This window comes from Amycolatopsis sp. NPDC114484 (assembly GCF_055633755.1).
The window spans coordinates 574196-600175 of sequence record NZ_JBVKDQ010000002.1 but is presented as its reverse complement, the minus strand read 5'-3'; the positions used below and the strand labels follow the sequence as shown (position 1 = coordinate 600175).

24 protein-coding genes are annotated in these 25980 nt (G+C 71.0%); 6 read left to right on the top strand and 18 right to left on the bottom strand.

The features are described from left to right. The first annotated feature begins 59 nt into the window (after positions 1–59). Positions 60–1034, top strand: coding sequence for a quinone oxidoreductase family protein (locus ACZ7SW_RS08795; protein ID WP_470229791.1), 975 nt, complete (start codon positions 60–62; stop codon positions 1032–1034). Between the two features lie 2 nt (positions 1035–1036). On the opposite strand, the gene ACZ7SW_RS08790 is transcribed toward ACZ7SW_RS08795, so the two are convergent. The 4 genes from ACZ7SW_RS08790 to ACZ7SW_RS08775 are packed head-to-tail and all read right to left on the bottom strand — an operon-like array spanning position 1037 to position 5974. Continuing rightward, positions 1037–2620, bottom strand: coding sequence for a dipeptide ABC transporter ATP-binding protein (locus ACZ7SW_RS08790; RefSeq protein ID WP_470229790.1), 1584 nt, complete (start codon positions 2618–2620; stop codon positions 1037–1039). 3 nt (positions 2621–2623) lie between these two features. Next, on the bottom strand, positions 2624–3448 hold the full coding sequence (locus tag ACZ7SW_RS08785; RefSeq protein ID WP_470229789.1) for an ABC transporter permease: 825 nt from the start codon (positions 3446–3448) through the stop codon (positions 2624–2626). Beyond that, a complete protein-coding gene (locus ACZ7SW_RS08780; RefSeq protein ID WP_470229788.1) occupies positions 3441–4400 on the bottom strand; it encodes an ABC transporter permease in 960 nt (319 codons plus the stop codon). Before ACZ7SW_RS08780 ends, ACZ7SW_RS08785 begins: the two co-directional genes overlap by 8 nt. Next, positions 4397–5974, bottom strand: coding sequence for an ABC transporter substrate-binding protein (locus tag ACZ7SW_RS08775; RefSeq protein WP_470229934.1), 1578 nt, complete (start codon positions 5972–5974; stop codon positions 4397–4399). The genes ACZ7SW_RS08780 and ACZ7SW_RS08775 overlap by 4 nt, the downstream gene beginning before the upstream one ends. A gap of 324 nt (positions 5975–6298) precedes the next feature. Between ACZ7SW_RS08775 and ACZ7SW_RS08770 the strand changes: the two genes are divergently transcribed. Then, positions 6299–7519: an MFS transporter gene (locus ACZ7SW_RS08770; RefSeq protein ID WP_470229787.1), complete on the top strand. Its 1221-nt coding sequence runs from the start codon at positions 6299–6301 to the stop codon at positions 7517–7519. A gap of 3 nt (positions 7520–7522) precedes the next feature. Here ACZ7SW_RS08770 and msrA read toward each other — a convergent pair whose 3' ends face one another. Continuing rightward, positions 7523–8023 (bottom strand): peptide-methionine (S)-S-oxide reductase MsrA, encoded by a 501-nt coding sequence (gene msrA, locus ACZ7SW_RS08765; protein ID WP_470229786.1) that lies wholly within the window; start codon positions 8021–8023, stop codon positions 7523–7525. Positions 8024–8061: 38 nt separating this feature from the next. Further along, positions 8062–8949, bottom strand: coding sequence for a LysR family transcriptional regulator (locus ACZ7SW_RS08760; RefSeq protein WP_470229785.1), 888 nt, complete (start codon positions 8947–8949; stop codon positions 8062–8064). An 84-nt stretch (positions 8950–9033) separates the two neighbouring features. On the opposite strand from ACZ7SW_RS08760, the gene ACZ7SW_RS08755 reads away from it, so the two are divergent. After that, positions 9034–9891, top strand: a complete 858-nt coding sequence (locus ACZ7SW_RS08755) for an EamA family transporter (RefSeq protein WP_470229784.1) — start codon at positions 9034–9036, stop codon at positions 9889–9891. Here ACZ7SW_RS08755 and ACZ7SW_RS08750 read toward each other — a convergent pair. Together ACZ7SW_RS08750 and ACZ7SW_RS08745 are read right to left on the bottom strand one after the other, a co-directional pair. Then, a complete protein-coding gene (locus ACZ7SW_RS08750) occupies positions 9888–10196 on the bottom strand; it encodes a winged helix-turn-helix domain-containing protein (protein WP_470229783.1) in 309 nt (102 codons plus the stop codon). The genes ACZ7SW_RS08755 and ACZ7SW_RS08750 overlap by 4 nt on opposite strands. After that, complete coding sequence (locus tag ACZ7SW_RS08745; protein WP_470229782.1) at positions 10193–10687, bottom strand: hypothetical protein; 495 nt, start codon at positions 10685–10687, stop codon at positions 10193–10195. Before ACZ7SW_RS08745 ends, ACZ7SW_RS08750 begins: the two co-directional genes overlap by 4 nt. A 93-nt stretch (positions 10688–10780) precedes the next feature. Between ACZ7SW_RS08745 and ACZ7SW_RS08740 the strand changes: the two genes are divergently transcribed. Beyond that, positions 10781–11407: a DsbA family oxidoreductase gene (locus ACZ7SW_RS08740; protein WP_470229781.1), complete on the top strand. Its 627-nt coding sequence runs from the start codon at positions 10781–10783 to the stop codon at positions 11405–11407. Positions 11408–11668: 261 nt separating this feature from the next. Here the strand turns inward: ACZ7SW_RS08740 and ACZ7SW_RS08735 are convergent, their stop codons facing one another. Further along, positions 11669–12160: an ATP-binding protein gene (locus ACZ7SW_RS08735; RefSeq protein WP_470229780.1), complete on the bottom strand. Its 492-nt coding sequence runs from the start codon at positions 12158–12160 to the stop codon at positions 11669–11671. 194 nt (positions 12161–12354) lie between these two features. Here ACZ7SW_RS08735 and ACZ7SW_RS08730 point away from each other — a divergent pair, with 194 nt between their 5' ends. Beyond that, positions 12355–12810 carry a nuclear transport factor 2 family protein gene (locus ACZ7SW_RS08730; RefSeq protein ID WP_470229779.1) on the top strand — a complete coding sequence of 152 codons (456 nt, stop codon included), beginning with the start codon at positions 12355–12357 and terminating at the stop codon, positions 12808–12810. 138 nt (positions 12811–12948) lie between these two features. Here the strand turns inward: ACZ7SW_RS08730 and lepB are convergent, their stop codons facing one another. Continuing rightward, complete coding sequence (lepB, locus tag ACZ7SW_RS08725) at positions 12949–13833, bottom strand: signal peptidase I (protein ID WP_470229778.1); 885 nt, start codon at positions 13831–13833, stop codon at positions 12949–12951. A gap of 599 nt (positions 13834–14432) precedes the next feature. On the opposite strand from lepB, the gene ACZ7SW_RS08720 reads away from it, so the two are divergent. Then, complete coding sequence (locus ACZ7SW_RS08720; protein ID WP_470229777.1) at positions 14433–15737, top strand: eCIS core domain-containing protein; 1305 nt, start codon at positions 14433–14435, stop codon at positions 15735–15737. A 20-nt stretch (positions 15738–15757) separates the two neighbouring features. Here the strand turns inward: ACZ7SW_RS08720 and ACZ7SW_RS08715 are convergent, their stop codons facing one another. From ACZ7SW_RS08715 to ACZ7SW_RS08680, 8 genes are all read right to left on the bottom strand, one after another. Beyond that, entirely contained in the window at positions 15758–16909 is a 1152-nt protein-coding gene (locus tag ACZ7SW_RS08715) for a glycosyltransferase family 4 protein (protein WP_470229776.1), read from the bottom strand. A 240-nt stretch (positions 16910–17149) separates the two neighbouring features. Continuing rightward, positions 17150–18412: a polysaccharide pyruvyl transferase family protein gene (locus tag ACZ7SW_RS08710; RefSeq protein ID WP_470229775.1), complete on the bottom strand. Its 1263-nt coding sequence runs from the start codon at positions 18410–18412 to the stop codon at positions 17150–17152. A 125-nt stretch (positions 18413–18537) separates the two neighbouring features. After that, positions 18538–19713, bottom strand: a complete 1176-nt coding sequence (locus tag ACZ7SW_RS08705) for a glycosyltransferase family 4 protein (RefSeq protein ID WP_470229774.1) — start codon at positions 19711–19713, stop codon at positions 18538–18540. After that, a complete protein-coding gene (locus ACZ7SW_RS08700) occupies positions 19658–21004 on the bottom strand; it encodes an oligosaccharide flippase family protein (protein ID WP_470229773.1) in 1347 nt (448 codons plus the stop codon). The genes ACZ7SW_RS08705 and ACZ7SW_RS08700 overlap by 56 nt, the downstream gene beginning before the upstream one ends. Then, complete coding sequence (locus ACZ7SW_RS08695) at positions 21001–22149, bottom strand: glycosyltransferase family 4 protein (RefSeq protein WP_470229772.1); 1149 nt, start codon at positions 22147–22149, stop codon at positions 21001–21003. The genes ACZ7SW_RS08700 and ACZ7SW_RS08695 overlap by 4 nt, the downstream gene beginning before the upstream one ends. After that, positions 22146–24413: a DUF2206 domain-containing protein gene (locus tag ACZ7SW_RS08690; RefSeq protein WP_470229771.1), complete on the bottom strand. Its 2268-nt coding sequence runs from the start codon at positions 24411–24413 to the stop codon at positions 22146–22148. Before ACZ7SW_RS08690 ends, ACZ7SW_RS08695 begins: the two co-directional genes overlap by 4 nt. Beyond that, complete coding sequence (locus tag ACZ7SW_RS08685) at positions 24410–25507, bottom strand: glycosyltransferase family 4 protein (protein ID WP_470229770.1); 1098 nt, start codon at positions 25505–25507, stop codon at positions 24410–24412. Before ACZ7SW_RS08685 ends, ACZ7SW_RS08690 begins: the two co-directional genes overlap by 4 nt. Further along, positions 25504–25980 carry a hypothetical protein gene (locus tag ACZ7SW_RS08680; protein WP_470229769.1) on the bottom strand — a complete coding sequence of 159 codons (477 nt, stop codon included), beginning with the start codon at positions 25978–25980 and terminating at the stop codon, positions 25504–25506. Before ACZ7SW_RS08680 ends, ACZ7SW_RS08685 begins: the two co-directional genes overlap by 4 nt.

The following is a 25980-nucleotide window of genomic DNA, read 5'->3' as shown; positions in this document are numbered from 1 at the left end:
TGTTCCGGCTCGCTGATACGGTCGCGGCTCCGGTCGCACGACAATGGGGGAACTTCGCCATGCGCGCTTTGTCCATCACTCGCTACGGCGGTCCCGAGGTCCTCGAAGAGATCGAGGTGCCCGAGCCCGTCCCGGGTCCGGGCGAAGTGACCATCACGGTCTCGCACGCGTCCGTCGGGCTGATCGACGCGCTGATCCGGCGCGGCACGCTCGCGGAGTACGACTACGCGCCGAAGCCGCCGCTCGTGCCCGGGCTGGAGGTGGCGGGCACGATCCGCGCGGCCGGTCCGGACAGCGGCTTCTCGGTCGGGGACGAGGTCGTCACGCTCACGCTGCCCGGAATGGGCGGTTACGCCGACGTCAAGCTCGCGCCCGCCGGCCTCGTCGTTCCGCTGGCCGGCACCGGAGTGGAGCGTGCGCAGGCGGTCGCCGGCCTGGCGAACACCGTGACGGCCTACCTTTCGCTCACCGAGGCAGTGCGGCTGCCGAAGGACGCGCGGGTGCTCGTGCACGGTGCGCTCGGCGGCCTCGCCTCGGTGTATCCCGAGGTGGCGCGGCTGCTCGGCGCGCGCGAGGTCGTCGGCACGGTCCGGCGGCCCGAGCAGGTCGAGGCGGCGAAGCAGCTGGGCTTCGACCGCGTCGTGCTGTCCGGGGAGCTCGGCGAGCTGGGCGAGGAGCGGTTCGAGATCATCGTCGACCCGGTGGGCGGCGACCTGCGGATCGCGTCGCTGGACCTGCTCGCGCCGATGGGCCGGATGCTGGTCGTCGGCAGCGCGGGCAGCGAGACCGCGCCGCTGGTGGACTCGAACGCCGTGTGGGGCAAGAACATCGGCGTGATCGGCTTCAACGTGGGCGGTTTCCTGGCCGCGGACACCGCGCCCGCTCGCCCAGCTGCGGACGCCGTGCTGCCGCTGTACACCGACGGCCGGATCCGGCTGCCGGTCACCGTCTTGCCGATGGAGCAGGCGCGCGAGGCGCACCGCCGGATGGACGCGGGCGAAGCCGTCGGACGGCTGGTGCTCGCCAACTCCTGACCTCACGCCCGCACCTGCTCGCCGCCGGGAATCGCGGCCAGCAGGTCGCGGGTGTACTGCTCGCGCGGCCGCAGCAGGACGTCGTCGGCCGGGCCCAGTTCGAGCAGTTCGCCCTGGCGCATCACGCCGACCTGGTCGGCGATTTCCCGCACTACGGCCAGGTCGTGGGTGATGAACAGGTACGTCAGGCCGAGTTCGTCCTGCAGTTCCCCGAGCAGGTTCAGGATCTGCGCCTGCACCGAAACGTCCAAAGCGGACACCGGCTCGTCCAGCACGACGAGATCCGGGCGCAGCGCCAGCGCACGGGCGATCGCCGCGCGCTGGCGCTGGCCGCCGGACAGTTCGGCGGGCTTGCGGCGCAGCACCGACGACGGCAGCGCGACCTGGTCCGCCAGTTCGGCCACGCGTTCGGCCCGGCCGCCGGCGCGGAACGCGCGCAGCGGTTCGCCGATCACGTCGGCGATGGAAAACCGCGGGTTCAGCGAGGAGTACGGGTTCTGGTAGACGAGCTGGAACCGGCGCCGGAGCCTGCGCAGTTCGGCGGCGGACAGCCGGGTGACGTCCTGGCCGTCGAAGCTGACCGTGCCCGCGGTCGGGGTTTCCAGGCCGACCGCCATCCGCGCCGTGGTCGTCTTGCCGGAGCCGGATTCGCCGACCAGCGCCAGGGTCCGGCCGCGGGTGAGCTGGAACGACACGTCGTCCACGGCTCGCACCGAACCGGCCCGGGACGAGGCGAAGGTCTTCGAGACCGAATCGACGGACAGCAAGACTTCCGGGCCTTCCGCGCGGCGGGGCCGGAGCGGTTCACGGCTGAGGCTCGGTGCGGCCGCGAGAAGCCGTTGCGTGTACTCCTGCGTCGGGGCGGCGAGAAGTCCTCGGGTGGGTCCTTCCTCGACCAGTTGTCCCTCGGACAGCACGGCGATTCGAGCGGCCCGGTCCGCAGCGACCCCAAGGTCGTGCGTGATCAGCAGGATCGCGGTGCCGTCGTCGGCGGCCAGTTCCGCCAGGTGGTCGAGGATCTCCTTCTGCACGGTCACGTCGAGTGCGCTGGTCGGCTCGTCGGCGATGATCAGCCGCGGCTTCCCCGCCAGCGCGATAGCGATCAGCGCCCGTTGCCGGAGACCGCCGGACAACTCGTGCGGATACTGCCGCGCGCGCAGTTCCGGCCGGTCGACGCCAGCCCTCCGCAGCAGTTCCACCGCACGGGCGGCGGCCTCGCTGCGGGCGGCCAGGCGGTGGATCAGCAGCACCTCGGCCACCTGTTCGCCGATCCGCCGGACCGGGTTGAGCGACACCGTCGGATCCTGCGGCACGAGGGCGATCCCGGTGCCGCGCACCTGTCGCCAGTCCTTTTCGGACAGGGTGGTCAGGTCGCGTCCGTCGAAGGTGATCCGGCCGCGCCGCACCAGCCCGCCGCGCGGCAGCAGCCCGATCGCGGCGTGCGCGGTGGTGCTCTTCCCGGAACCCGATTCGCCGACCACCGCGACGATCTCGCCCGCGCCGACCCGCAGGCTCACGTCCCGCACGGCGGGCACCACACCGCCCGAGGTGCGGTACGACACCGCCAGCTCGCTGATCTCCAGCACTTGTCAGCTCCGTTCGCCGTCGAGAGCCCGGGACACGCGGTTCGCGGCCAGCACGACGGCCGCGACGGTCAACCCCGGGAAGGTGGTCATCCACCAAGCGGTGGCCAGGAAATTGCGTCCTCCCGCGACGAGCGCGCCCCATTCCGGCGTGGGCGGGCTCGCGCCGAACCCGAGGAAACTGAGCGCGGACACCTCGAGCACCGCGGTCCCGACCGTCACCGTGGCCAGCACCAGCACCGGCCCCAGCGCGTTGGGCAGCACGTGCCGCCCCAGCACTCCGGCCCAGCGCACGCCGGACGCCCGGGCGGCTTCCACGAACACGCCGGACCGCACCCGCAGCACCTCGGCGCGCATCAGCCGGGCGAACGCGGCGAGGTTCGCGACCCCGACCGCGATCGCGACGTTCGTGGTGCCGAACCCGAGCGCGGTCACCAGCGCCAGCGAGAGCAGGATCGCCGGAACCGCCTGGAGGACGTCGACGATCCGCATCACCACCGCGTCGAGCCAGCCGCCGCGGAACCCGGCGAGCAGCCCTAACGCGGACCCGGCGGCGAAGGCGACGAGCACCGCGAGCACGGTGGCGCGCAGGGACAACCCGGCCCCGTGCACGACGCGGGCGAACACGTCGCGGCCGGTCTCGTCGGTGCCGAACAGATGTCCCAGCGACGGACCCTGGAGCCGTTCGGACGGGACGCCGGTGATCGGGTCCTGGCCGGTGAACAGCGACGGCGCGAAGGCCGCGACCAGCACCGCGGCGAGCAGGAGCCCGGAGACGAGCAAGCCCGGCCGGCGCACGAGGAACCGTTGGGGCAGCACAGCTTCAGACATGCGCGGGCACCTCCTTGCGCACCGAGACCCGCGGGTCGAGCAGCGGGTACACGAGGTCGACGACCAGGTTGAGCACCACGAAGAAGAACGCGGCGAGCACGATCACCGCCTGTACCACCGGCACGTCCTGTGCGGTCACCGCCGACGCGGTGACCCGGCCGAGACCGTCGCGCGAGAACACGGTTTCGGTCACCACCGAACCGGCCAGCAGGTTGCCCGCGACCACGCCCACCAGCGTGAGCGCGGGCAGTCCGGCGTTGCGCAGAGCGTGTCCGAAGTGGACTCGACGGCGGCTCGCGCCCTTCGCCCGCACCACCTCGATGTACGGCTCGGCGAGCTGCGTTTGCAGGCTCTTCGCCAGCACCTGCCCGATGATCGCGCCGGTAGGCAGGGCGAGCGTGACCGCCGGGAGGACCAGCGACGCGAAACCGGTCGACCCGAGCGCCGGGAACAGCCTCAGCTGGAACGAGAACAGCTGGATCAGCAGCAGCCCGACCCAGAACGTCGGCAGCGAAGTGCCCAGCGGCGGCAGGGAAAGCAACAGCTGGCTCACCCAGCGGGTGCGGGCGAACGTGCCGAGCACCGCGATCCCGCCGCCGAAGACGATCGCGAGCACCAGCGCCAATCCGGAGACGGCGAGCGTCGGCGGCAGCGCGGCGAGGACCTGGTGCGTCGCGTCGTCGCCGGTGGCGACCGAGGTGCCGAAGTCGCCGTGCAGCGCGGCGAGGAGGTGCTTGCCGTACTGCACGAGGACCGGATCGTTCAGCCCGTACTCGGCGCGCAGGGCGGCGATCTGCTCCGGCGACGCGCTGGGACCGCCCTCGGCCGAGCCGAGTTTGGTCAGCACCGCGTCGCCGGGCAGCAGGTACAGAATGACGAACGACAGCGTGAACGCCGCCCACAGCACCACTACGGCCTGCAGGATGCGGCGAAGCAGCGGAAACCCTTTCACGAGCCGGAAACCCAGGCGTCGAACAGCTGCAGCCGCGAGGAAGCCTCGAAGCCGACGTCATGCGCGTTCGGGCCGACGCCGAGCACCTGCGTCAGCTCGAACACCGGGATCGAGTAAGCCTGCTCCACAATGGTCCGCTGGGCTTTTTCCGCTGCGGGCTTGCGCTTCGCGGCATCGACGGTGGCCGACTGCTCGGTCAGCGACGCGTCGAGAGGGTTGTCCGCGGGCAGCTTGCTCCGGTTGTTCGTCTTCGAGGAGAACTGCTGGCGAAGGATGTCCGGGTCGGCGCGGGTGACGTTGTACCAGAGGAAGTCGTAGTCACCGGCCTGCTGCAGGCGGGTCACCTCGGCGTTGGTGTGCAGCTCGATCTTCAGGTCGAAGCCGATCTTGCGCAGCTGCTGCTGGAGCAGCTCCAGCACGCTCTGGTTCTGGTTGAACACCGCGGAGAACAGCACGGACGCGGACAGCCGCTGCCCGTGCTTCGTCCGGATGCCGTCCGGTCCGGGGACCCAGCCGTCGGACTGCAGCAGCGCCTGCGCGCCGGACGGATCGTAGGCGAGTTCCTTCGACAGATCGGTGTACAGCGGCGTCGCGGAGCCGAGAATGCTGGTGGCGGGCTTGTAGTTCGGGGTGAGCACGGTGCTCGTGACCTCGGGCCGGTTCACGCCCTTCGACACCGCCTGGCGCACCTTCTGGTCGGTGAGGACGCCGCGGGTCACGTTCGCGTGCAGGTTGAACACGATGCCCGGGTTCGGCCGCACCGGTTCGGTGAACCCGCTGCCGGAGAACTGCGGTTCGTCCACCGGCTGCACGTCGGTGATCGCGTCGAGCTGGCCGGAGGTCAGGCTGCCGGACCGCACGCCCGGCTCCGGCACCACGCGGAAGTCGATCTTGTCGGCGTAGGCCTCGCCCTGGTGCCGCCACAACGGAGAACCCCAGCGGTAGCCGGTGCGCTTGCTGAGCACGATGTTCTGGTTCGGCTTCAGGCTGGTGAACACGAACGGACCGGAGCCGATCAGTCCGGTGCCCTGGCAGCGCTGCTCGGCGGTGTGCCGGAACGCCGCCGGCGCGAGCACGCCGAGCGACATCGTGGAGCTGGCCTGTAGGAACTGGGCGCTGGGCTGGCTGAAGTCGAGCCGGACGGTCGCCGGGTCGACGACCGTCGCGCCGCGGTAGGCGGCGAGGTAGCTGGACCCGAGCAGCGCCTTCGCGCCGAGCGCCTTGATGCCGTCGAAGCTGGTCTTCACCGCGGCGGCGTCCACTGGGGAGCCGTCGGAGAAGGTCGCGCCGGAACGGAGGTGGAAGGTGAAGCTCGTCGAATCGGGGCTGACCGTCCAGCGGTCGGCGAGCCAGGGCGTGATCGCACCGGTTTTCGGATCCTGGTCGGTGAGCGAATCGACCAGCTGACGGCCGACGTTGACCGAGGCGTTGGTGCTGACCTGCTGCGGGTCGACGCAGTCCGGATTGGACGAGATGCCCAGCCGCAGCGTGCCGCCCGGGCGCGGGGGACCGGCGTCCTGCGGGCTCGCGCCGCCCGCCGTGCCGCAGGCGGCGAGCAGCAGCGGCAGGGCCAGCGCGAGAGCGAAACGGGACCGCGCGCGGGCAGGACGGCCGGGTCTGTGCGGGGTGTGGCGGGGCACGGAGTTCCTCCAGCGGGGACGGATCGGATGCCTCCAGCTCAACCGTTCACGGCGGTTCGCTGAAGCCCGTCCCAGCAGGTGAACCGCTGTCCCGCGATCCGGCCGGGAGACCGGATTCCGGTTGACGCGCAAGGGAAAGCGTGGCCCGCGCCCGCGTGATAACCGGCGCGGTTTTGTTCGGCGAGCGAGTCCGGAGGGCGGGAGCGCGCGGCGGTGTGCTGCGGAAAACCGGTTGCGCCGCGGAGGACACTTGCGGACATGGCGGGGTGGGGTGGGAGCGGGCCGGCTTGGGTCCGCCTGCAAGCGGTGGCTGTGTCCGGTTCAACCTGTGAAGGGCTTTTGCTTGCCGCGCTGCCCTTGTTAGCCGTCTCGATCACCACCGATCCGCGTGCGGTGTCGTTGGTGAACGTCGCCGGGCAGGCGCCGTGGCTGCTGCTTTCGCTGTTCGCCGGAGTGGTGATCGACCGGGTCCGGCGGACGACCGTGCTGGCCTACGCGTACGCGGTGCAGATCGTCGCCGCGCTCGCCTTGGCGTTGCTGGGTTCCACCGGTTCGCTGAGCCTTCCCGCGTTGCTGGCGGTGGCTTTCGTGCTCACCACGGCACAGGTCTTCGGCGACGGCGCGGCGGGCTCGGTGGTCCCCGAGGTCGTCGGGCCGGATCAGCTCAACATGGCCAATTCCCGGCTGCAGGTGATCGATCGCGGCATGGTCCAGTTCGTGGTGCCGCCCGCGACCGGGCTGCTGATCGGGATCAGCGCGGGACTGCCCGCGTGGCTGGCGGCCGTCGCCGCGCTCGTCGCGTTGCTGCTCGCGCGCGGGATCCCGTCCGCGAAGCCGGTGCGCTCGCCCGCGCATCCGCTGAAGGACGTCACGGCGGGGCTGCGCTATCTGGTCGGGACGCCGTTGCTGCGGTCGATCACCGTCACGGTCGCGCTGGGGTCGTTCGCGGCGGCCGCGGGCAACTCGATGCTCGTCCTCTACGCCACGAAGGAACTGCACCTCGCGCCGTTCGGCTACGGCGTGCTGCTGGCCTGTCTAGCCGTCGGGTGGGTCGCGTCGTCGTTCTTCGTGGACCGGTTCGTCCGGCGGTTCGGCTACTCGACGTCGATGCGGATCGCCCAGGCCTGCGCGGTGCTGAGCCAGCTGCTGATCGCGATCGTGCCCCCGTGGCCGGTTCTGGTCGGCGCGGTGCTGATCTTCCTGACCGGGACGACGTTGATCTGGAACGTGTGCTCGCAGTCGAGCCGCCAGCGGTTCACGCCGTCGGAGCTGCTCGGCCGGGTGCTGACGAGCCATCGGGCGCTGGCCTGGGGATTGACTCCGTTGGGCGCCCTCGCCGGCGGGTCCGTGGCGGTGCATTGGAGCCTGCGCGGGGTGTGGGTGATGGCGGCGGCGGTGCAGTTTCTGGGGACGGCGTTCGTGTGGCGGCAGCTGTCCCCGGCGGCGTTCCGGGACGCCGAGGCCGCGATGGCGCGCTGAGCGTCAGGCGCGCTTCGGCAGTTTCCAGCCGGGGCGCGGGAAGTGGCAGGTGTACCCGTTGGGGTAGTGCTGCAGGTAGTCCTGGTGCTCGGGTTCCGCCTCCCAGAAGTCGCCGGCGGGGGTGACTTCGGTGACGACTTTGCCGGGCCAGAGGCCGGAGGCGTCGACGTCGGCGATGGTGTCTTCGGCGATCTGTTTCTGTTCGTCGGTGGTGTAGAAGATGGCGGAGCGGTAGCTGGCGCCGATGTCGTTGCCTTGGCGGTTTTTGGTGCTGGGGTCGTGGACCTGGAAGAAGAATTCGAGCAGGGCGCGGAAGTCGGTCTGTTCCGGGTCGTAGGTGACTTCGATGGTTTCGGCGTGGGTGCCGTGGTTGCGGTAGGTGGCGTGGGGGATGTCGCCGCCGCTGTAGCCGACGCGGGTGCCGGTCACGCCGGGCTGGTGGCGGAACAGCTCCTCCATGCCCCAGAAACACCCGCCGGCCAGAATCGCCTTTTCTTCCGCCATGTCGCCTCCTCCGTGCTCGAACCGCTTTGCCCGCCATGCTAGTCGCCGGGCAGCAGTCCCAGGACGAGGGCGAGCGGCGGCCACGCGTCCCGCCCGCGCCGGGTGCACGCGAAGGCCCGCAGCCGGACGTCGGGGCCGGTCAGCGGCAGGACGGTGACGTCGGGCCGGGTCGGCCACGATTCGGGCAGCAGGCCGACTCCGCCGCCCGCGGCGATCAGGTCCTGCACCAGGTCGAGGTTGTCCGCGCGGTGGGTGAACCGCGGCGAGAACCCGGCCATGGACGCCAGCGTCCCGACGACTGTCTCGTCCGCGCCGTTGCGGGAGTTGCCGATCCAGTCGTGCTCGCGGAACGCGGCGACCACGGCCAGGGCTCCGGTGCCCCGCACCCGGTTCGCCTCCGGGGTCGGCACGGCGAGACCCCACGGCTCGGCCCACAGCGGACGGACGGCGAGTGAGGGATCCGCGGTCGAGGGTGCGAGGTCGTAGTCGTAGGTGAGCGCGAGGTCGATGTCGTCGGTCCGGAGCTGCGCCAGCGCTTCCGCGGGCTCGTGCTCGCTGATCACCACGCGGACCCGCGGATGCCGCTGCGCGAGAAGGTCCGCGACGGGGAGCACGGCGTGGCGCACCCCGGTCCCGAACCCGGCGACGCGCACGGTTCCGGCCGGCTCGGCTTCGGGATCGAGATCGACGCGGGCGGCCTCGACCGCGGCCAGGACCGTCACGGCGTGCTCGGCGAGCCGCCGCCCGGCGGGAGTGAGCCGTACGCGACGGCCGTCCGGTTCGAGCAGCGCGACGCCGGTTTCCTTGGCCAGAACCGAGATCTGCTGCGAGACGGTCGACGTTGTGGTTTCGAGCACGTCGGCGACCGCGCGCATCGAGCCGAGCCGCGACAGTTCGAGAAGGAACTGCAGCCTGCGAGTCTCCATCCGCCTATTGTTCAGGATATCCGGACGGTACGTCCAGGATTGGCACGTGGACACGAACGGTCCCCATGAGTTTTCCTGGACCGCGTGCTTCCCTCCACTCCCCGCGCCGGGGTCGCCCTGGCCGTTGGTGCCATGCTGTCCGTCCAGCTCGGACTGGCGGTTTCGGTCAACATCGCGAACCAGATCGGGCCGACCGGCGTCGCGTGGCTGCGGCTCGCGTGGGCCGGAGTACTGCTTCTGGTGCTCGTGCGGCCCCGGCCGTCGGCGTTTCGTCGCCCGGCGTTGCTGACGTGCGTGGTGCTCGGCTTCGCCACGGCCGGGATGACGATCCTGTTCATGGTCGCTGCGACCCGGTTGCCGCTGGGCACGGCGAGCGCACTGGAATTCCTCGGCCCGCTGACCGTCGCGATCGTGCGCGGACGCGGCGGAAACCGGGTCTGGCCGGTGCTGGCGGCGGCCGGAGTGGTGCTGCTGACGCAACCGTGGCAGGGCGGGACCGACCTGATCGGTCTCGGGTGCGCGCTCGCGGCAGCGGTCTGCTGGGGTGCCTACATCGTGCTGACGCAACGAGTCGGCGACGAGGTGTCGGGCCTGCGCGGGCTGGCGGCGTCGATGCCGGTGGCCGGTCTGGTCGCCACCGTGGTGCACGCCCCGGCGGTGGCCGACCAGCTGTCGTGGCCGCTGGTGCTCGCCGGGCTCGGCCTCGCGGTGCTCGTGCCGGTGGTGCCGTTCAGCCTGGAAATGCTGGCGTTGCGGCGGTTGACGGCATCGGCGTTCGGGACGCTGATGAGCCTGGAACCGGCGATCGCGCTGGTGCTCGGGTTGATCGTGCTGCACCAGGTGCCGAATCCCGCCGCGGTGGCCGGGATCGCGTTCGTGGTGGCCGCGGGTGTCGGCGCGGAACGGACGGGGGCGCGGGAGCCGGTGAAGACCAGCGTTTAGGGGCGCGGCGTGCGTTCGACGATGTGCTGCAGCGCTTCGACGTGCCCGAGGAATCTTCGCCGCCCGTCGTCGGTGGCGCGGACGGACGTTTTCGGGACCCGGCCGAGGTATTTCCGCTGCTGCTCGACGTGGCCGTCGGTGCGGAGCGTCGCGAGTTGCTTGGACAGCGCCGAATCCGAGAGCGAGACGGCGTCCCGCAGGAAGGCGAAGTCGCACCAGTCCACAGCGGACAGCACGGACATGATGGCCAGCCGGGTGGGGTCGGACAGCAGCCGGTCGAGCCCCGGCGGGGGTGTGGCGGTCATCGATCCCCTCGGCGGCGGGCGACGGCGAGCAGCGCCTGCGAGAGCGCGAACAGCAGGGTGAACGCGATCCCGAAGAGCACCCCGGCGACTGTATACGGGTAGTCGCGCAGCCCGGCCGCGTCGGCGAGAGCGGCGGCCGCTTCGGCGCCGTAGCGGGAAATCAGCCAAGCCCCGACGCCGCCGAGCACCGCGACGACCCCGAAGACCCACGGCACGAACTCCTGCCGCTGCTGCACCCCGCGCGCGTGGCTGAGCGGGGCGGCGCGCAGCCGTGCCCCGAGCGCGAGCGCGATCACCAGCAGCCCGAGCACGAGCACCGCGACGAACTTGCCGTCGTCGAGGCCGGCGAAGTCGTTCACCGCGGTGAAACCCGCGGTGACAAGGAAAACCAGCAGGTAGACCCACCAGGGCAGCCGCGCGGCGCGGCGTGCGCGGTCCTGGTGGGACTGGACGGTGGCGAGCGCTTCGGCAGCGCGTTCTTCCTCGGTCATGAGCCCCTCCTCGACTACTTGCCTACTCGGAATGTAGCTACTTCTTTCCGGGGCGGCAAGTAGTCGGCCGCGGCCGCGTTCTACGCTGGCGGCATGCAGGTGGAGATCTGGAGCGATGTCGTGTGCCCGTGGTGCTACCTCGGGAAGGCGCGGTTCGAGAAGGCGCTGGCCGGGTTCGAGCACCGGGACGAGGTGACCGTGACGTACCGGTCGTTCGAACTGGACCCCGGGAAGACCGGGACCGAGCCGTTGCTGGACATGCTCACCGCGAAGTACGGGCCGCAGGCCGGCGAGATGGAGCAGCGGGTGGCCGGGCTCGCGGAGGCGGAAGGGCTCGGCTACCGGACGGACCGGGAAATCGGCAACACCTTCGACGCGCACCGTTTGCTGCACCTGGCGCGCGAGAAGGGGCTGGAGCACGAGATGGTGTCGGCGTTGTTCCGCGCGAATTTCGCCGAGGCCCGGGCGGTGTTCACTTCGGACGTGCTGGCCGATGTCGCCGAGGAGGCCGGATTGCCGCGCGCGGAGGCGGAAGCGGTGCTGGCCGATCCGGCGCGGTACGCGGACGCGGTCCGGGCCGAGGAGCGCGAGGCCGCGGAGCTGGGTGCGGGCGGGGTGCCGTTTTTCGTGCTGGGACGGCGGTTCGGGGTTTCCGGCGGGCAGTCGGTGGAGGTTTTCGCGCAGGCGCTGGAACAGGCTTGGGCGGCTTCTGCCGGGTGACGGCGGCTGCTACGGCTGCCTGGGTGCTTCGTCCGGCGGCCTGTTCGACTGCCAGGGCACTTCGTTCGGCGGCGACTACAGCTGCCTGGGTGCTTTGTTTGGCGGCTGGTTCGGCTGCCGGGGCGCTTCGGTTTCGGCGGCGTCCGGGCGAGCACCGCTGAGGCTGGGTTTCCCAGGCCGTTCGTCCTGCGGCCGGGCGGCGTCAGCGAGCCCGTTCGCCCAGCCCGGCAGCCGGGCGTGACCGGCTGCCGGGCCGGGCGACTACTCGGACCAGGTGCTGAGGCGGTTGAGCAGCCGTTCGAGGACCTGCGGGTCCGCGGTGACCGGTTCGCCGGAGACGGGCTCGTCCACCAGCGTGCGCCGGTCGCCCCGGCGCGGCAGGCGGACCTGGCCCGCCGAAATCCCGCCGGGCAGCGCCAGTTCGCACCACGTGGTGCGGCCGCCGCGTTCTCCTTGGCGCACGCCGATCCGCTCGTCGCGCGGCGGTGTCGGGGCGACGAGATCGTCGTCCACCTCGACGACGAGCCGGTCGCCGCGCAGCTGGAGCCGGACGGTCACGAAAGCGGGCGCGGACGGGCTGCTCTGGTCGACGACGTCGCCGACGAGCCGCACGGCGGCGTTCGTGACCTGGTCCAGCATCGGCATCAGGGACCAGTCGGTCAGGATCAGGCGGACGAACAGCTCGGTGCACGGGACCGCGCTCGGCTGCGCCACCAGCCGGAGGTCGTCCACCTGGGTAGTGCGCGTGCTCAAGCGTCACCTTCCTCCTCGGCGAGCGGTCCGATCGGCCGGGACCGTGCGGGCATCATGCCACCGCCGCCGGGCCGGGCTGCGGCGGGAGGGCGGTGTACGGGAGAACCGCAGGTCACAGGTCCGGGGCCAGTTTTCGGGCGCGAGCGGCGCTCTTGTCCCGCCGCTGTCCACTGTGGAACTCCTATGCTGGCCGGATGTCGGCAGACTCGGCCCGGTGGGCGATCCAGGACCTGATCATGACCTACGCGGCGTGCGTCGACGCGGGCGATCTGGCCGGAGTGGGCGAGTTGTTCCGCGAAGGAACTCTGCACAGCGGCGGCGGCCGGACCGGGCGGGAGGCCGTGGAGAGCTGGTTCCGCGACATCCTCATCCTGCATCCGGACGGCACCCCGAGGACGCGGCACGTGACGACGAACGTCCGGATCACGGCTGACGAGGACACTGCTTCGGCGCACAGCTACTTCACCGTTTTCCAAGCGGCGGCGGACTTTCCGCTGCAGCCCATCGCGGCCGGGCACTACGACGACCGGTTCGTCCGGCGCGGGGACGAGTGGCGGTTCGCGGAGCGGACGCCGGTGCTGCAGATGACCGGGGATCTGACGCGGCATCTCCGGCTGGACGTCGTGCGGGCGGCCAGTTCCGGGCGGTGACCGGCGATCGCCGGGCGACGGTGTGCGCGGTGCCCGGTGGTCCAGACCTAGGCTCCCGCAGCCGTCCGTGAGGGGAACCCTGAGGGAATCAGAGACCCTCACGGACCACGCTGAGGCGTCCTCGCCGGACCCGGCGGGTCAGTCCTGCTTGCTGAGCTTCCGCCGCAACCCCCGCCCGGCGGCCAGCGTCGGGAACGCCAGCAACGCGCCCGCCCCGAGCGGGATTCCCTGTTGCCACGCGGGCGCTCCCAGCGCGGCGGGCGCGGCCTGCGGGTCGTGGTCGCTGACGCCGCCCCACCGCGACGGCGGCAGGACGATCACCCGGGCCTTGCCGATGACGTCGTCCACCGGGACGGTCCCGTTCACCCCGCCGCCGCCCTGGCAGCGGGAGTCGCACGAGTTTTCGCGGTTGTCGCCCATCACCCAGAGGCTGCCCTTCGGGACGGTGACCGGAGGGAAGGTCTGCCGCACCGACGGCGGCTGGTCGAGCCAGTGGACGTAGGGCTCGTCGAGGGGTTTGCCGTCCACCAGGACGCGGCCCTTCGGATCGCAGCACTGGACGGTCTGCCCGCCGACGGCGATGACGCGTTTGACGAAGTCGCGCTCGTCCGGCGGCGCGAAGCCGACGAGCGAACCGAGGCCGCGCAACGCCTTCGTGAAGACGTTGCCCGATTCCTGCGGGGCGATCTCGTTCGCGGTCCACGGCCGCGGGCCGCGGAAGACGATGACGTCGCCGGGGGCGGGGTCGGTGAAATCGTAGATGACGCGGTCGACGACGACCCGGTCGCCGAAGCAGCCGTCGCAGCCGTGCAGCGTCGTCTCCATCGACGCCGACGGGATCAGGAACACCTTCGCGACGAACTGCTGGATCAGGATCGTCAGCACCAGCGCGATCCCGATCAGGATCGGCAGCTCCTGCCAGAACGGACGCTTGCGCCGGCCCTTCCTGGGCGGCTCGTCCGCGCCGGGACTCTCGGATCCGGGCTCGCCGGGGGCGGGGACTTGGGGGATCGGGTCGGCCACGTCGCCAGGCTACCCAGAACCGCCCGCCGGACGGCGGACCGCGGGCGGCCACGATCGGGGGGTCGTGCCGGTGACCGGGACGGCAACCGGAGGTTTCGCCCGCGGGGAAGGAAAACGGGCCGGAATCGGGGGAGCGGTCCGGAATCCGGCCGGGGAGGCGGCCCGGGGGCGGGATCCGGTGGGAGCCGCGGCACCGGGGGCGAGGTGAGGTGGGAGCTGCGGTGCCGGGGGCGAGGTGAGGTGGGAGACGCGGCGCCGGGGCGAGGTGAAGTGGGAACTGCGGCGCCGGGGCGAGGTGAAGAGGAGGTGAAGCGGCGCAGGGGGTTTGGTGCGTCAGGCAGGGCGCGCGGAGGTTCGGCGGACGTGACGCGGCATGCGGTGGGAGCCGGAGGCGCATCGCGGAGACCGGACAAGCTGCGGACCGGTCGTGGGTTCAGCGTCCTGGCTGCGATCGCGCGGCTGGCGCGAGGGACATCCGCGCGGAGGCAGCGGCGCGTCGTCGCAGCTGCCGCCGGAATTCTCCTTTCGCCTGTCCAGACGACCGCGACGGCAACGAATCGGTGACACCGCGGTGACGGTGCTTCTGCTAAACCCGCTTGATGGCAGAACACGCTCGTCCGCAACGCCGGGCTGCCCCCGAACCGCCGACCGCCGAAGCGGTCGACGGGGTCCTCCGCCAGCCTGGTGAATCGCTCGACCCGCGGATCCGGGCGTCGCTGGAGCCGCGTTTCGACCAGGATTTCAGCCGGGTGCGGGTGCACACCGACCACGCGGCCGCCGAATCCGCCGACGCCCTCGCGGCGCAGGCCTACACAGTGGGCGACCACATCGTCTTCAGCTCCGGCCAGTACGCCCCGGAAACCCTTGCGGGCCGCCGCCTCCTCGCGCACGAGCTGACCCACGTCGCGCAGCAATCCGGCTTGCCCGAGCCGGTGCGCCCGGTGCTCGGCGGTCCGCACGACCGCGCCGAGCACGAAGCGGCCTCCGTCGCGGCGGGAACCGGCGCACGGCTGACGGCGGATCGGGTCCCGGTGATCCGCCGTCAGCAGGCTTCCGCGCCGAAACAGCGGAAACCGACTCAGCAACAGTACGACGATCAGCTCGCCGCGAAATTCGAAGGAATGCTCGCGAAGGGGGCGGCCGAAGCTCAACAGGCGGTCGAAGAGCTGAACGGCTACAGCATGCGCGACATCGCCGCCGTCCTCAAACTGATGCGCGCGCACGGGAAAATCGCCGAACTCCGGAAATACGCCTCCGTCCGGCCGCTGATCGAGGTCGCGAGCAAAGCGACCGAGGACCCCGCCAGCGTCGCCGACGACGACATGGCCAAGATCGACAAACCGAGGTGGCTGGATTTCCGGCTTCATTTCCACACGGTGGAGAACAGTTTCCTGCCCGCGCTGGAATCCGCGTGCCGGGACGTGGGCTGCCGCCCGCTCGACCTGCTGTCCTGCATGATGGCCGAAGGAGGCGTCGGACCCGGCGGCGTGAACCCGGATTCGCATGCGGTCGGCTTGATCCAGTTCATGCCCGACACGCTGAAAAGGCTCGGCTACCCGGGAAGCTGGCGGGATTTCGCCGAGCTTTCGGCCACTGAGCAGATGGAATACGTCCGAAAGTTCCTGTTGCCCGGAAAGGGCGCCTTCACCAGCGCGGGCCGCATCTACCAGTTCATGTTCCTGCCGTCGACGATGGGTTCCGCGAAGGACCGCGGGGGTGTCATCGCGGCGGCCGACGACGCGGACGAAAAACTGAAGAGGGCTTACGCGAAAAACAAGGGACTCGACACGAACAACGACGGCACGATCACCATTGAGGAACTAGAGGCCCGCGCGCGGCAGCACCGGGGTGCCGCGCAACACTTGCTGGGCGCTCTCCAGGCTCGCCCCCAGCCTCAGCCCTGACCGGTCTTCGGCCGCTGCTTTCACTGCGAGGCGGGAGCGCCGCGCCGATCAACCGCTGTCAGCTGCTGAACGAACTCCGCGACCCGATGACTCCACGTATACCGGCTGCGCACAAGCTCATAAGCGTTTTCCTGGATCGTCTCCGCCAAAGCCGGACTGCTCTCCAGGCGGCGCAACTGTTCGGCCAGCGCTTCGGGAGAACGCGGCGCGGCAAGCAGCCCGTTGACCCCGTCGTGCACCAGCGCGGCGAGCGGGCCGACCGCGGTGGCGATGACGGGCACCCGGCTCGCCCACGCTTCGAGCAGGACCGTCGGGAAGGCGTCGTTCGGGCTGGTCGGGCACAGCACGAGCGATCTGGCGCTGCGCAGGGCCCGGAATTTCGCGTCGCCGCCGAGGTTCCCGGCGAAGGCGACGTGGTCCGCGATCCCGAGTTTCCGGGCGAGGGCTTCGTATCCGGGACGCGCGGCTCCGTCGCCGATCACCAGGAGACGGGCGCTAGGCGCGGATCGGGCGAGGTGGATGCGCAGGGCATACAGGAGTTGATCCAGGCCCTTCCACGCGTGGGCCGGGGCGAGGCGGGCCAGGAAAGCGGCGGTGTAAGGGCGGCCTGCCACGGCGAAATCGGCTAATGCTCCGGGGGCGATCGCGTTCTCCAGTACCCCCACTTTGCCGCCGTAGCGGGGACGGAAACCGTCGGCGACGTACTCGGACACGCCAAGGATCAGGTTCGCCCGCCGGAGCATGAAGCCCTCGGCGCCGGCATAGGCGCGGGCGACGGTGTTGAAGACCGGGTGACCGTCCTTGGCCAGGGCGGCAGCGTGATAGGTCACGACGACGGGGGTGCGTCCGGCGACCATCGTCGCGGCGTCGGCCAACCCGGGCACTGGGGTGTGCACGTTCAGGTAATCGGCCTGTTCGGTGCGCAGGATGCGGCGGATCTGCATCGGCCAGCGCGGGTCGAGCGGGGTGTTGGAGAGTTTGGCGAGCGCGGGGAGCCGGTAGACCGGGAAGCCGTCGCCGGAGAAGGCGCGGGTGCTGGCGGTGATGACGACGGGCCGCCATCCGGGGACTTCCCGCAGCGCGGCGGCGAGGCTGCGCACGTAGGTTTGCACACCGCCGACGTCCGGCGGGTAGTACGGCGTCACGAAGACGACGGTTCGTTCTCGGCTCACGGAGGCTCCTGTCCTCATTGGTCCGGTTGGCCCGGCGCGCGCGGATGTGATGGTGTGTGTCCGGGGACATGGGGGAATTCGAGGAGGCGCAGGATGTCCGGGATCCGGATGCCGTGGGCGGCGGCGCGGTGCCGCGCGTGCGGCCACGACCGCAGCGAGCACCGGCATTTGCGCGGCGGCACCGACTGCGGACGGTGCGGCTGCCGGCGGTTCAGGTGGCTGAGGAAGGGCTGACCCGGGTCAGGCGGCATGGAGCAGGGGGCTCAGGTCGCGGGCCCGGCGCGCGTAAGGGGGGAGTACTTCCCGCAGGTGCCGCCGGTAGTCCTCGCGGTGGCCGATGAGGCTGTCGAGGAGCGTGGGCAACGTGGTGTCCCGGATCTCGCCGATGCCGACGACCCACTGTTCCAGCCCGAGGTCGCGCATGATGCCCGCGGTTTTGTGCTCGTACTCGACCGCGAGGCACGGGACGTGCGCGGTGAGGGCGAAGATGACGGAGTGGAAGCGGGTGCCGACCACGAGGTCGGCCTCGGCGTAGAGGGCGCGGGCGTCGCGGTGGTCGAAGGTGTCGTCGCCGAGGACGCGCAGCCGGGGGTGGTCGAGGCCGGCGGCGAGGCGGGTGTTGACCCTGCGGTCGTCGTCGCCCTGGAATGCGCACGTCACTTGGGGGACCAGGACGACGTGGTAGCCGCGCCCGAGCAGGTGGCGGATGCCCGCGGTCAGGGCGTGTTCGTACCGGTTCTGCCCGGCCTCGTCGAGCCACTGGCGGGCGGTGACCATGGCGATCCGGGCGTCGGCGGGGATGCCGAGAACGGTCCGCCAATCGCGGTCGGAGCGGGTTTCGAAGGCGAACGCGCTGTCGACGCTCCTAGTGAGCAGACGCGACGGCAGCCCGATTTCGGTGAGCCGGTCCCAGCTGATGTCCTCGCGGACGAGGACCGCGTCGGCGCGGCCCAGGACGTGGCGGACCAGCACGCGCTGGACGAGGCGCGGGAACGGGCCGAAGGACTGCGGACCGGTCACGACCCGGACGCCGAACCGCTCGGCGAGCCACAGCGGCAGCAGCAGGAAGAGGATGTTCAGGTCGGAAGCGAAGTTCGGGCGTCCGTTGAGGTAACCACCGCCGAGGGAGACGACGAGGTCGGCGTTCACGAGGGCGTGCAGTTCGCGGCGAGGCTCGGCGGGCAGCAGCCGGGCGACGGCGAGCAGCGGCCGGCGCGGAAGCCGGGCGGCGGCGAGGACCGCGAGGACGACGACGGGCAACAGGCTCAGTTTGCGCAGGATCCGCCGGTGCCGGGGGATGTTCTCCTCGCCCGAGTAGCGGCGGAACGAACCGAGGTTGGGCACGCCCTCGAACTCCGGCCACCGCGCGGGGTGCTCGAACCCGGCGATCGCGATCCGCGCGCCGGGCAGTGCGCGGCGGATCTGGTCGAGCAGGACGCTGAGCAGGGCGGCGTCGCCGCGGTTGCCGCGTTCGAACGCGTTGACGACGAGGACGCGGGTCATCGGCGGGCCTCCTGGCGAGGGGTGCGGGGCGGGGAGGGTGCGGGGCATGAGCGGGCCTCCTGGCGGGGCCGTCCGGGTCGAGCGGAGAAGGTGCTGCGCCGCGGCGCCGGGGCGGCAGGAGGGGTTCACGGCTGAACCTCCTGGTAGTGCCGCTCGAGCCGGTCGAGGAAGGTGCTGAGGCTGTGGCAACAGGCGAGCCCGGCCGATCGCGCCCCCATGGCCCGGCGCAGTGCCGGGTCGCCGAGGAGCCGGGAGAGCGCGTCGGCGAGGGCGCGGCTTTCCCCCGGCGGGACGAGCACCCCGTTGTGGCCCTGGCGGACCAGTTCGGGGATGCCGCCGACGTCGGTGGCAGCGACCGCCCGCCCGACGCAGAGGGCTTCCAGCGCGACCGTCGGGAAGTTCTCCGGCCACACCGACGGGATCACCACCACCGAAGCGGCGCGGTAGGCCGCCGCCAGTTCGGGCCCGTCGAGCCATCCGGCGAACCGGACGCGGTCGGCCAAACCGTGTTCGCTGACGGACTTTTCCAATCCGGCCCGTTGCTTGCCGTCGCCGGCGAGCGTCAGCCGGGCGCCTGGCAGGCGGCGGGCGACGGTCGCGAACGCGTCCACGAGCACGTGCGGGCCTTTCACCGGTTCGAGCCGTCCGACGAACAGCGCGTGGGCGGCGTCGGGGACCGGTTCGGCTGCCCGCAGGGGCACGCCGTTCGGGACGACGTGGATCGGTGTCCGCGGCAGATCGTGGAGGATGGCGTCGGCGAGGAACCGGCTCGGGGTGAGCACGCGGTCGACGGTGCGCAGGCGGCGCAGGTAGGCGGGTCGTTGCAGGAACCGCAAATAAGCCAGCCGTGCAGTGTCCGTCATGGACAGTCGGGAGCGGCCTTCGGTGCGGCTGCGCAGGTTCCACGACAGCAGCTGTCCGGTCCAGTCCTCCGGGCCGTGCACGGTGAGCACTCGCGGGTAGGCCGCCGACGCGCTGAGCACGGCCGGGCTGAACTCGCCGATGGTGTGCAGGTGCACCACATCAGGCCCGAAAGACCGCAGCGCGGCGGTCACCTGCCGGTACGCGGGCCGATGCCAGAAGTAGCCGGCGAAGCGGCGGGCGGCGCCGCCGCGGATGGCGGGCACCAAAACGTCGGCGAAGACTTCCCGGTCGCTGACGGCGGGGTCGTCGAGCAGATGGTCGGTCGCCACGACGAGGACCTGGTGGCCGCGTTGGCGCAGCCCGTCGGCGACGAGGCGGACGCTACGCTCCGCGCCGCCGGCTTCGAAGCCGACGTTGACGATGTGCGCGATCTTCATCCGAACCTCCCTTGTCGTTCGGAGGCAAGCGGAACCCGCGCAGGGCCAGCGCGGCGACCGCGACGAGGCCGGACGCGAGATTGCCGACGCCCCAGGCCGCCGCGATCCAGACGAGGCTGTGCTGCGCCCCGAGCGCGGCGAGGCCGACGGTGACCGCCGCGTAGACCAGATTCGACAGGTTCATCGCCGGCAGCTGGCGGGTCACCTTGAGCAGAAACCCGGACCACGTGTTGAAAGCGACCGCGAAAGCGGAGACCGCGAGGACGACGAGGCAGTTCCGGGCGTCGGCGGCGTAGCTCGCGCCGAACAGCGTCAGCACGGGTTTCGCCAGGGCGGCGGTGATGCTGACGGCGGGCACCACGATCGCGAGGATGAGCAGCGCCGAGCGTTTCGCGAGATGCTTGAGGTCTTCCTGTTCGTGCGAGCCTTCGGCGAACAGCGCCTCGCCCACGGCGAACGGCACGGCGTTGACGAAGTTGGCGATCTGGAACGCCACGAAGTAGGCAGCCGACGCTTCCGGCCCGAGCGAACGCAGCACGAGCAGCGGAATCACCAGCAGGGGCACCAGATTCAGGCAGCTGGACGCGTAGTTGCCGAGCGAGTACGACAGCGTCGAGCGCAGCGTCGCCGGGTAGAGGCGAGGCCGCACCGGGATGCGCAGGCGCCGCCGGATCACGACGACGCTGGCGACGGCGGCGACCGCGGAGGCCACCGTGCTGGACAGGAAGATGCCGATCGCGCCCGCGCCGACGAAAACGACCGGCAGGCCGATTTTGACCACGCTCATCAGGACGCCGTTGAGGAGCATGTTGTACTTCGCCGCGCGCAGGGCGACGAACACCGAGTCGGTCAGCAGGTTCTGCGCGACGGCCATCGCCAGCAGCGCGAACAGCACGACCGCCGGGAACGACCCGCTGAGGAACGACAGCCCGGGCGAGACCAGCGGTGCGAGGAGAGCGAATCCGGCCCCGAGCACGGTGCCGGTGACGGCCACCGAGGTGAGCGCGGAGCTGACGTGCGCGGTGCGGGACGACGTCGTGGGCAGGTGCCGGACGAGGCTGGAGCTGAGCCCGAGCCCGCTGAAATAGCTCAGCAGGGTCACCGCCGAGAGCAGCGAACTCGCCCAGCCCACCTCGGCCGGCGGGTACAGCCGGGCCACGACGATCCAGAACACGAATCCGGACCCGGCGCCGAGCGCGGTCGTGGCCATGAGGAAGAACGAGTTGCGCACCAGCGGGTCGGATTTCAGCCGGGCGGCGAAGGACGGCACGGGACCGGCGAGTGCGGTCATGCCGGGACCTCGGCCTGGCCGAGTGCCGCGAGGTAGCGCTCTTCGAGGCGCTGGACGTGGTGCGGCCAGGAGAACTGTGCGGCGGCGAAACCGGTCGAGTAGCGGCCCATGGCTTCGCGGCGCGCGGGATCGGCAGCGAGGGAGCGCAGGGTCGTGCGCAGGATGTCCGCGTCGCGGGGGATCAGCGCGACCTGGGTCCGGTCGAGTCCGTAGGAGGCGTAGCCCGGGTCGTCGGTGGTGACGACCGGGAGGCCCGAGGCCATGGCTTCTTGGACAGTCAGGGGGAATCCTTCCGCGGTGGAGGGCAGGGCGAAGACGTCGCAAGCGCGGTAGAGGCCGCTGAGCTCGCCGGGGCTCAGCGCCCCGAGGTGGTGGACCGCGGGATCGGCGGGGACGTGCTGGGGCGGTTCGCCGGCGAAGACCAGGTCGTAGTCGTGGTGGCGGGCAGCGAGCAGCAGGTCGTATCCCTTCTTCGGCACCGGACGTCCGACGAACAGCACCAGGACCCGGTCGCCGGGCAGCCGCCAGCGTTTCCGCAACAGGCCGATTTCTCCCCTCGTAGCGGGGCGGTACCGGGTGGTGTCGACGCCGTTGGGGAGCAGTTCCGCGTCGCTGCCCCGAAACCGGCGGACGAAGGCACCGACCGAATCGTTGACCACGAAGACCTCTTGGCTGGCGCGGAACAGCCGCCGCCCGACGGTCCGGTACACCGCGTGCTGGACGGCCCGCACGAGCGCCGACGGGTGCTCGACGAGCGCGACGTGCTGGGTCAGGAAAAGCGGGGTGCCGGTCCGCGCGGCTCGCCGCCCCGCGCTCCAGGAGGACTGGTAAAGCGTGTCGTGAAGGTGGACGACATCCGCCCACCGCACCCATTCCCGGACGGCGCGCGACAGCCGGGGCCCGAACACCGGGAACGGCACCCCGGTCCGGTCTTCGACCCGGTTGAACGCGGGAACGCGCACGACGCGGACACCGTCGTCGGGGACCGGCGAAGCAGCGGGCACCGCGCTCGTCAGCACGGTGACTTCGGCGCCGCGCGCGGCCAGTGTCCGGGCCTGCTGGGCGGCGACGTTCTCGATTCCCCCGATGTGCGGCGGGTAGTAGTGCGAGACGAGAAGGATCCGGAGCGGATGGGAAGACGTCATCGGTACACACTCGTTCCGTTGCTGCTGTAGACCTTGTTTTTGGTGGCGTCGAGAAACCGCAGCGGATAGTTGTAGGTGACGAGATCGCCTTGGTAGAACACGGTGACCTCGTCTTTGCGGACAGTCGGATAGCCGAGCAGGACGAACGAGCCCGGCTGCACGAGCGTCGGATAGATGTCGTCGCCCGGGTGGCCGTCGATCAGCGTTTGGAGCCGGCTGAGCGTGTAGCGGTCGGATTGGATTCGCTGCGCGGCGGTGTGCTGTTCGAGCCAGGCGATGGCGGCGCGTTCCTGCGGGTGCGCGTAGTAGATGTCGTAGTACTGCCCGGCGTTGTCGAGGTGCAGCTGCGCGGGATAGCCGCCGAACAGCCGGGGCAGCGCGCCGGTGAGGTCGAGGAACAGCAGCAGCGCCACGACGGTCGCGGCGGGCGTTCGCCACCGTTTTCTGAGCCACGACAGCGCCCAGACCGACCCCATCGCGATGAAGGGGGCGAATCCGAACAGTCCTTGCTGGAACGTGCGCAGGAGCCCGTAGTCCACCGAGAGCTGCGGCACGACGATCTCGGCGGCGAGCACGCCCAAGCCGCCGGCGGCGAGCACGAACAGGTCGTGCGTCGGCCGGAACAGCGTCGCGGTGGCGATGAGCGTTCCGGCCAGCCCGAGGATCAACAGCACCTGCAGCGCATCCGCGCACAGGGTGCGGAGCAGGCCGTTGACGCGGGGGACGTCGAGGCCGAGCCGGTCGAGGGCGGAACCGGCCGCGGTGAGCGGCAGATTGTCTGCGGGGGCGACCTGGGTGGTCGCCGCGGACAACGCCGTGGGCGGTTCGCCGCCGGTACGCGCCCGGGTGGAATCGGCGTAGTCGCGCAGCCGTTGCTGCGGGCTGACCCGGGCGGAGCTGAAGATGCTGTAGGCGGTGTCGGAGGAACCGCGTTGCACCTGGTCTGGATGGAGCAGGTCCTGGGCGGTGGCCACGGCGGTGTGCTGGAGCTGATGCCAGGTGCCGGTGACCGGTCCGGTCCACAGCGCTGAGCAGAGGACCGCGATGGCGATCATCGGCCAGGCGACGAAGTCGGTCGCTTCCTTCGGCGCGCGTTCGGCGAGCCGGCGGCGCAACGGCGGGATCGCCCGGATGACGCCGCTGGCGAGCTTGCCCAGCGTCAGGACGCCGATCAGCACATAGGTGGTGGAGTAGTGCGACAGCACGATTCCGGCGAACAGGACGGTGAACGCGATCCGGCGTGCGCGGCGCGGCGTAGTGCGGTCGCTCAGCGCCAGGACCGCGCAGCCCAGCAGGAGGAACGCGATCTCCTGACGGCCGAGGAAGGGCATGTCGGTGAAAAACGTGGGGAACGCGAGGAAGTAGATCGCGGCGAGGAGCGCGACCCGTTTCGACGTGAGATTGCGCGTCGTGCGGTACACCGCGACCGGCGCCGCGGCGAACAGCGCCGGCAGCACGACCTTGAAGATCGCCAAGCCGGGCAACGCGGTCAGCTGGGCCAGCGACGTCGGCAGGAGAGTGATGCTCAGGCAGGCGTTGTACGCGTCGGGATAGCCGGAGATGTCCCAGTAGCCCTTGGTCGAGGTCAGCTGGAAGAGCAGGTACTCGCGCTGGATGTCGTGCCCGCTGACATACCAGCCGCGTAAAGACGTCAGCAGCAGCAAGGCCGTTGCCGCGCAAAGGATTCCGAACGCGATGACCCCGTCGCCGTAACGGCCCGCCTGGAGGACGAGGAGCCCGAGCAGCGCCGCGATGAGGACCAGCGCGATCAGGCTCGTCGCGCCGGTGAACCCGTTGTTCAGGCGGACGGCCCCGGCGATCGCGACCACCAGCGCAAGAACCCCGAGAACAGCGATGGGCGCGACGTCGCGCACCGGCATCAACCGCAGCGCGCGCACGGGAGGCGAGGCACCGGTGAGGCGTCGGTCCAAGAACGCGAGCGCCGCCGCGGTCAGGGCCTGGGCCACGGTGAGGGATACGGTCGTCAACGGGCGCGAGACGCCGAACCAGGGGAGCACGGTGTTGACGGCCAGCGCGGCCACCATCGCGGCCAGCACCGCGAAACCGAGGCCCAGCAACCATTGGGCTTCGCGGGTGGAGACGATCCTGGTGGAGATCCGGCGGCACAGCCAGGCCGGAGCGCCGAACAGCAGCCAGAAACCCGCGACGGCCGCCAGCACGGCCGGTCGCCACGGGCTCAGTTCCACGGCACCGGCGACGAGCACCGACGCGAGCACGACGGTGCGCTGACTGGGTCTCGTCACGGCAGTACCTCGGCATAGACGTCCTCGACCTGTTGTGCCACTTCGGCCCAGGCGAACTTCCGGGCTGCCGCCGCGCTGGCCGCGGCGGTCCGTTGCCGGAAGTCCTCGTCCGCGGCGAATTCGTCGATCGCCGCGGCCAAGGCGGCGGGATCGGCCGGGGCCAGGGCGCCGATGCCGCGCAGGAGTTCGGTGTTCCCCGGAACGTCGGTCGCGAGCACTGGCAACCCCGCGGCCATGGCTTCGAGCGCGGCGAGCGACATCCCTTCGCGATCCGAGGGCAGTACGAACAGATCGGCTTGTTCGTACCGCTGCAGCAGCGAAGCACCGTGCAGCCGGCCGTGGAACCGCACTCCCGGAATCCCTTGCTGCCGCACAGTTCCTTCGAGCTGCTGCCGCTGTTCCCCGTCCCCGGCGACGTCGAGTTCGACTGGCCGGCGCACCAGCGCCAGCGCGTGCAGGAGCCGGGCGAGGTTCTTCTGCGGGCTGAGCCGTCCGACGAACAGCAAGCGCAGCACCGGTTCCCGCCGCGCGCGTGGCGGCAGGAAGAACTCGGCGGACACTCCGTTCGGCACCGTGAAAATCCGCGCCGGGTCCACCCGGTAGGCGGCGCGGACGAATTCCCGCTGCGCCTCGGTCAGCACCAGCACCCCGGCCGCCGCCCGCAGAACGCGGCTGAAAACATGCCTTTTGTAGTGCGGCAACAGCCATCCCAGTTTCCCGGACTGGTCGACGTCCAGGTGGAAATGGAGCAGGAACGCTTGACGGCGCGCGGCCGCGGCGAGCGCGACCTGCTCGGGCAGCACCGCGTGTGCGGCATGCAGATGCCACACCGAAGTCTTCGGTGTGCGCAGCAACGCGGGAACGAGACTGGCGGACACCGGTGTGTGGGCGACGTCGAGCGCGGGAGTGCGGATGGTGTCGACGTTGTGCACCCGCTCGCGCCGAGGCGAGTCGCGGGCGCCGACGGTCGTGGTGAGCACGGTGACGTCGTGCTGGCGCGCCTGGTGCCGGGCCAGCTGCTGCACCACCGCTTCCATCCCGCCCAGATGCGGCGGGTAGTAGGGCGTGATCTGGACGATCCGGCGGGGCGTCACGGTCTGCCTCTGGTGGCGGAAGCGTTGCCCGGCAACCGGAAACGGAGGCTCTCCGTGCCGCCGGCGACGTTCACCGCGATCGCGTCCACGACGTGCCCCGGCGGGACCGGCAGGCGGAAGTCCAGCGTGGTGAACTGGCCGGGCTCGAGGGTCACGCGCCGCGACACCCCGGCGAGCCGGTCCGCGGACGAGGTCTCCAGCGCGGCCGCCACGGTGTAGTCCGCGTGCTCGGGACCGTGGCGCACGAGCGCGACCTCGGCGGTGACAGTTCCGTCCCGGAACGCGGGCGTGCCGACGAAATACAGCTCGGTGTAGGTCTCGGGCTGCTCGGTGAAGGATTGCCGGAACAGCACCCGCGCGGCGGGCCACACCAGGACCGTCACGACCCCGAGCACCACCACCGCCGAAACCGCGCCGGCGAACTTCAGCCAGCCGCGGCCGTTTCCCCGGTCTTCCCCCGCGGAGTCGTCCAC

Coding starts and splice junctions, on each gene's coding strand:
- ACZ7SW_RS08705 (WP_470229774.1), bottom strand. CDS start 19,713: ATGAAGATCGCGCACATCGTCAACGTCGGCTTCGAAGCCGGCGGCGCG.
- ACZ7SW_RS08795 (WP_470229791.1), top strand. CDS start 60: ATGCGCGCTTTGTCCATCACTCGCTACGGCGGTCCCGAGGTCCTCGAA.
- ACZ7SW_RS08695 (WP_470229772.1), bottom strand. CDS start 22,149: ATGACGTCTTCCCATCCGCTCCGGATCCTTCTCGTCTCGCACTACTAC.
- ACZ7SW_RS08710 (WP_470229775.1), bottom strand. CDS start 18,412: ATGACCCGCGTCCTCGTCGTCAACGCGTTCGAACGCGGCAACCGCGGC.
- ACZ7SW_RS08745 (WP_470229782.1), bottom strand. CDS start 10,687: ATGACCGAGGAAGAACGCGCTGCCGAAGCGCTCGCCACCGTCCAGTCC.
- ACZ7SW_RS08700 (WP_470229773.1), bottom strand. CDS start 21,004: ATGACCGCACTCGCCGGTCCCGTGCCGTCCTTCGCCGCCCGGCTGAAA.
- ACZ7SW_RS08730 (WP_470229779.1), top strand. CDS start 12,355: ATGTCGGCAGACTCGGCCCGGTGGGCGATCCAGGACCTGATCATGACC.
- ACZ7SW_RS08750 (WP_470229783.1), bottom strand. CDS start 10,196: ATGACCGCCACACCCCCGCCGGGGCTCGACCGGCTGCTGTCCGACCCC.
- ACZ7SW_RS08740 (WP_470229781.1), top strand. CDS start 10,781: ATGCAGGTGGAGATCTGGAGCGATGTCGTGTGCCCGTGGTGCTACCTC.
- ACZ7SW_RS08770 (WP_470229787.1), top strand. CDS start 6,299: ATGGCGGGGTGGGGTGGGAGCGGGCCGGCTTGGGTCCGCCTGCAAGCG.
- msrA (WP_470229786.1), bottom strand. CDS start 8,023: ATGGCGGAAGAAAAGGCGATTCTGGCCGGCGGGTGTTTCTGGGGCATG.
- ACZ7SW_RS08785 (WP_470229789.1), bottom strand. CDS start 3,448: ATGTCTGAAGCTGTGCTGCCCCAACGGTTCCTCGTGCGCCGGCCGGGC.
- ACZ7SW_RS08760 (WP_470229785.1), bottom strand. CDS start 8,949: ATGGAGACTCGCAGGCTGCAGTTCCTTCTCGAACTGTCGCGGCTCGGC.
- ACZ7SW_RS08720 (WP_470229777.1), top strand. CDS start 14,433: ATGGCAGAACACGCTCGTCCGCAACGCCGGGCTGCCCCCGAACCGCCG.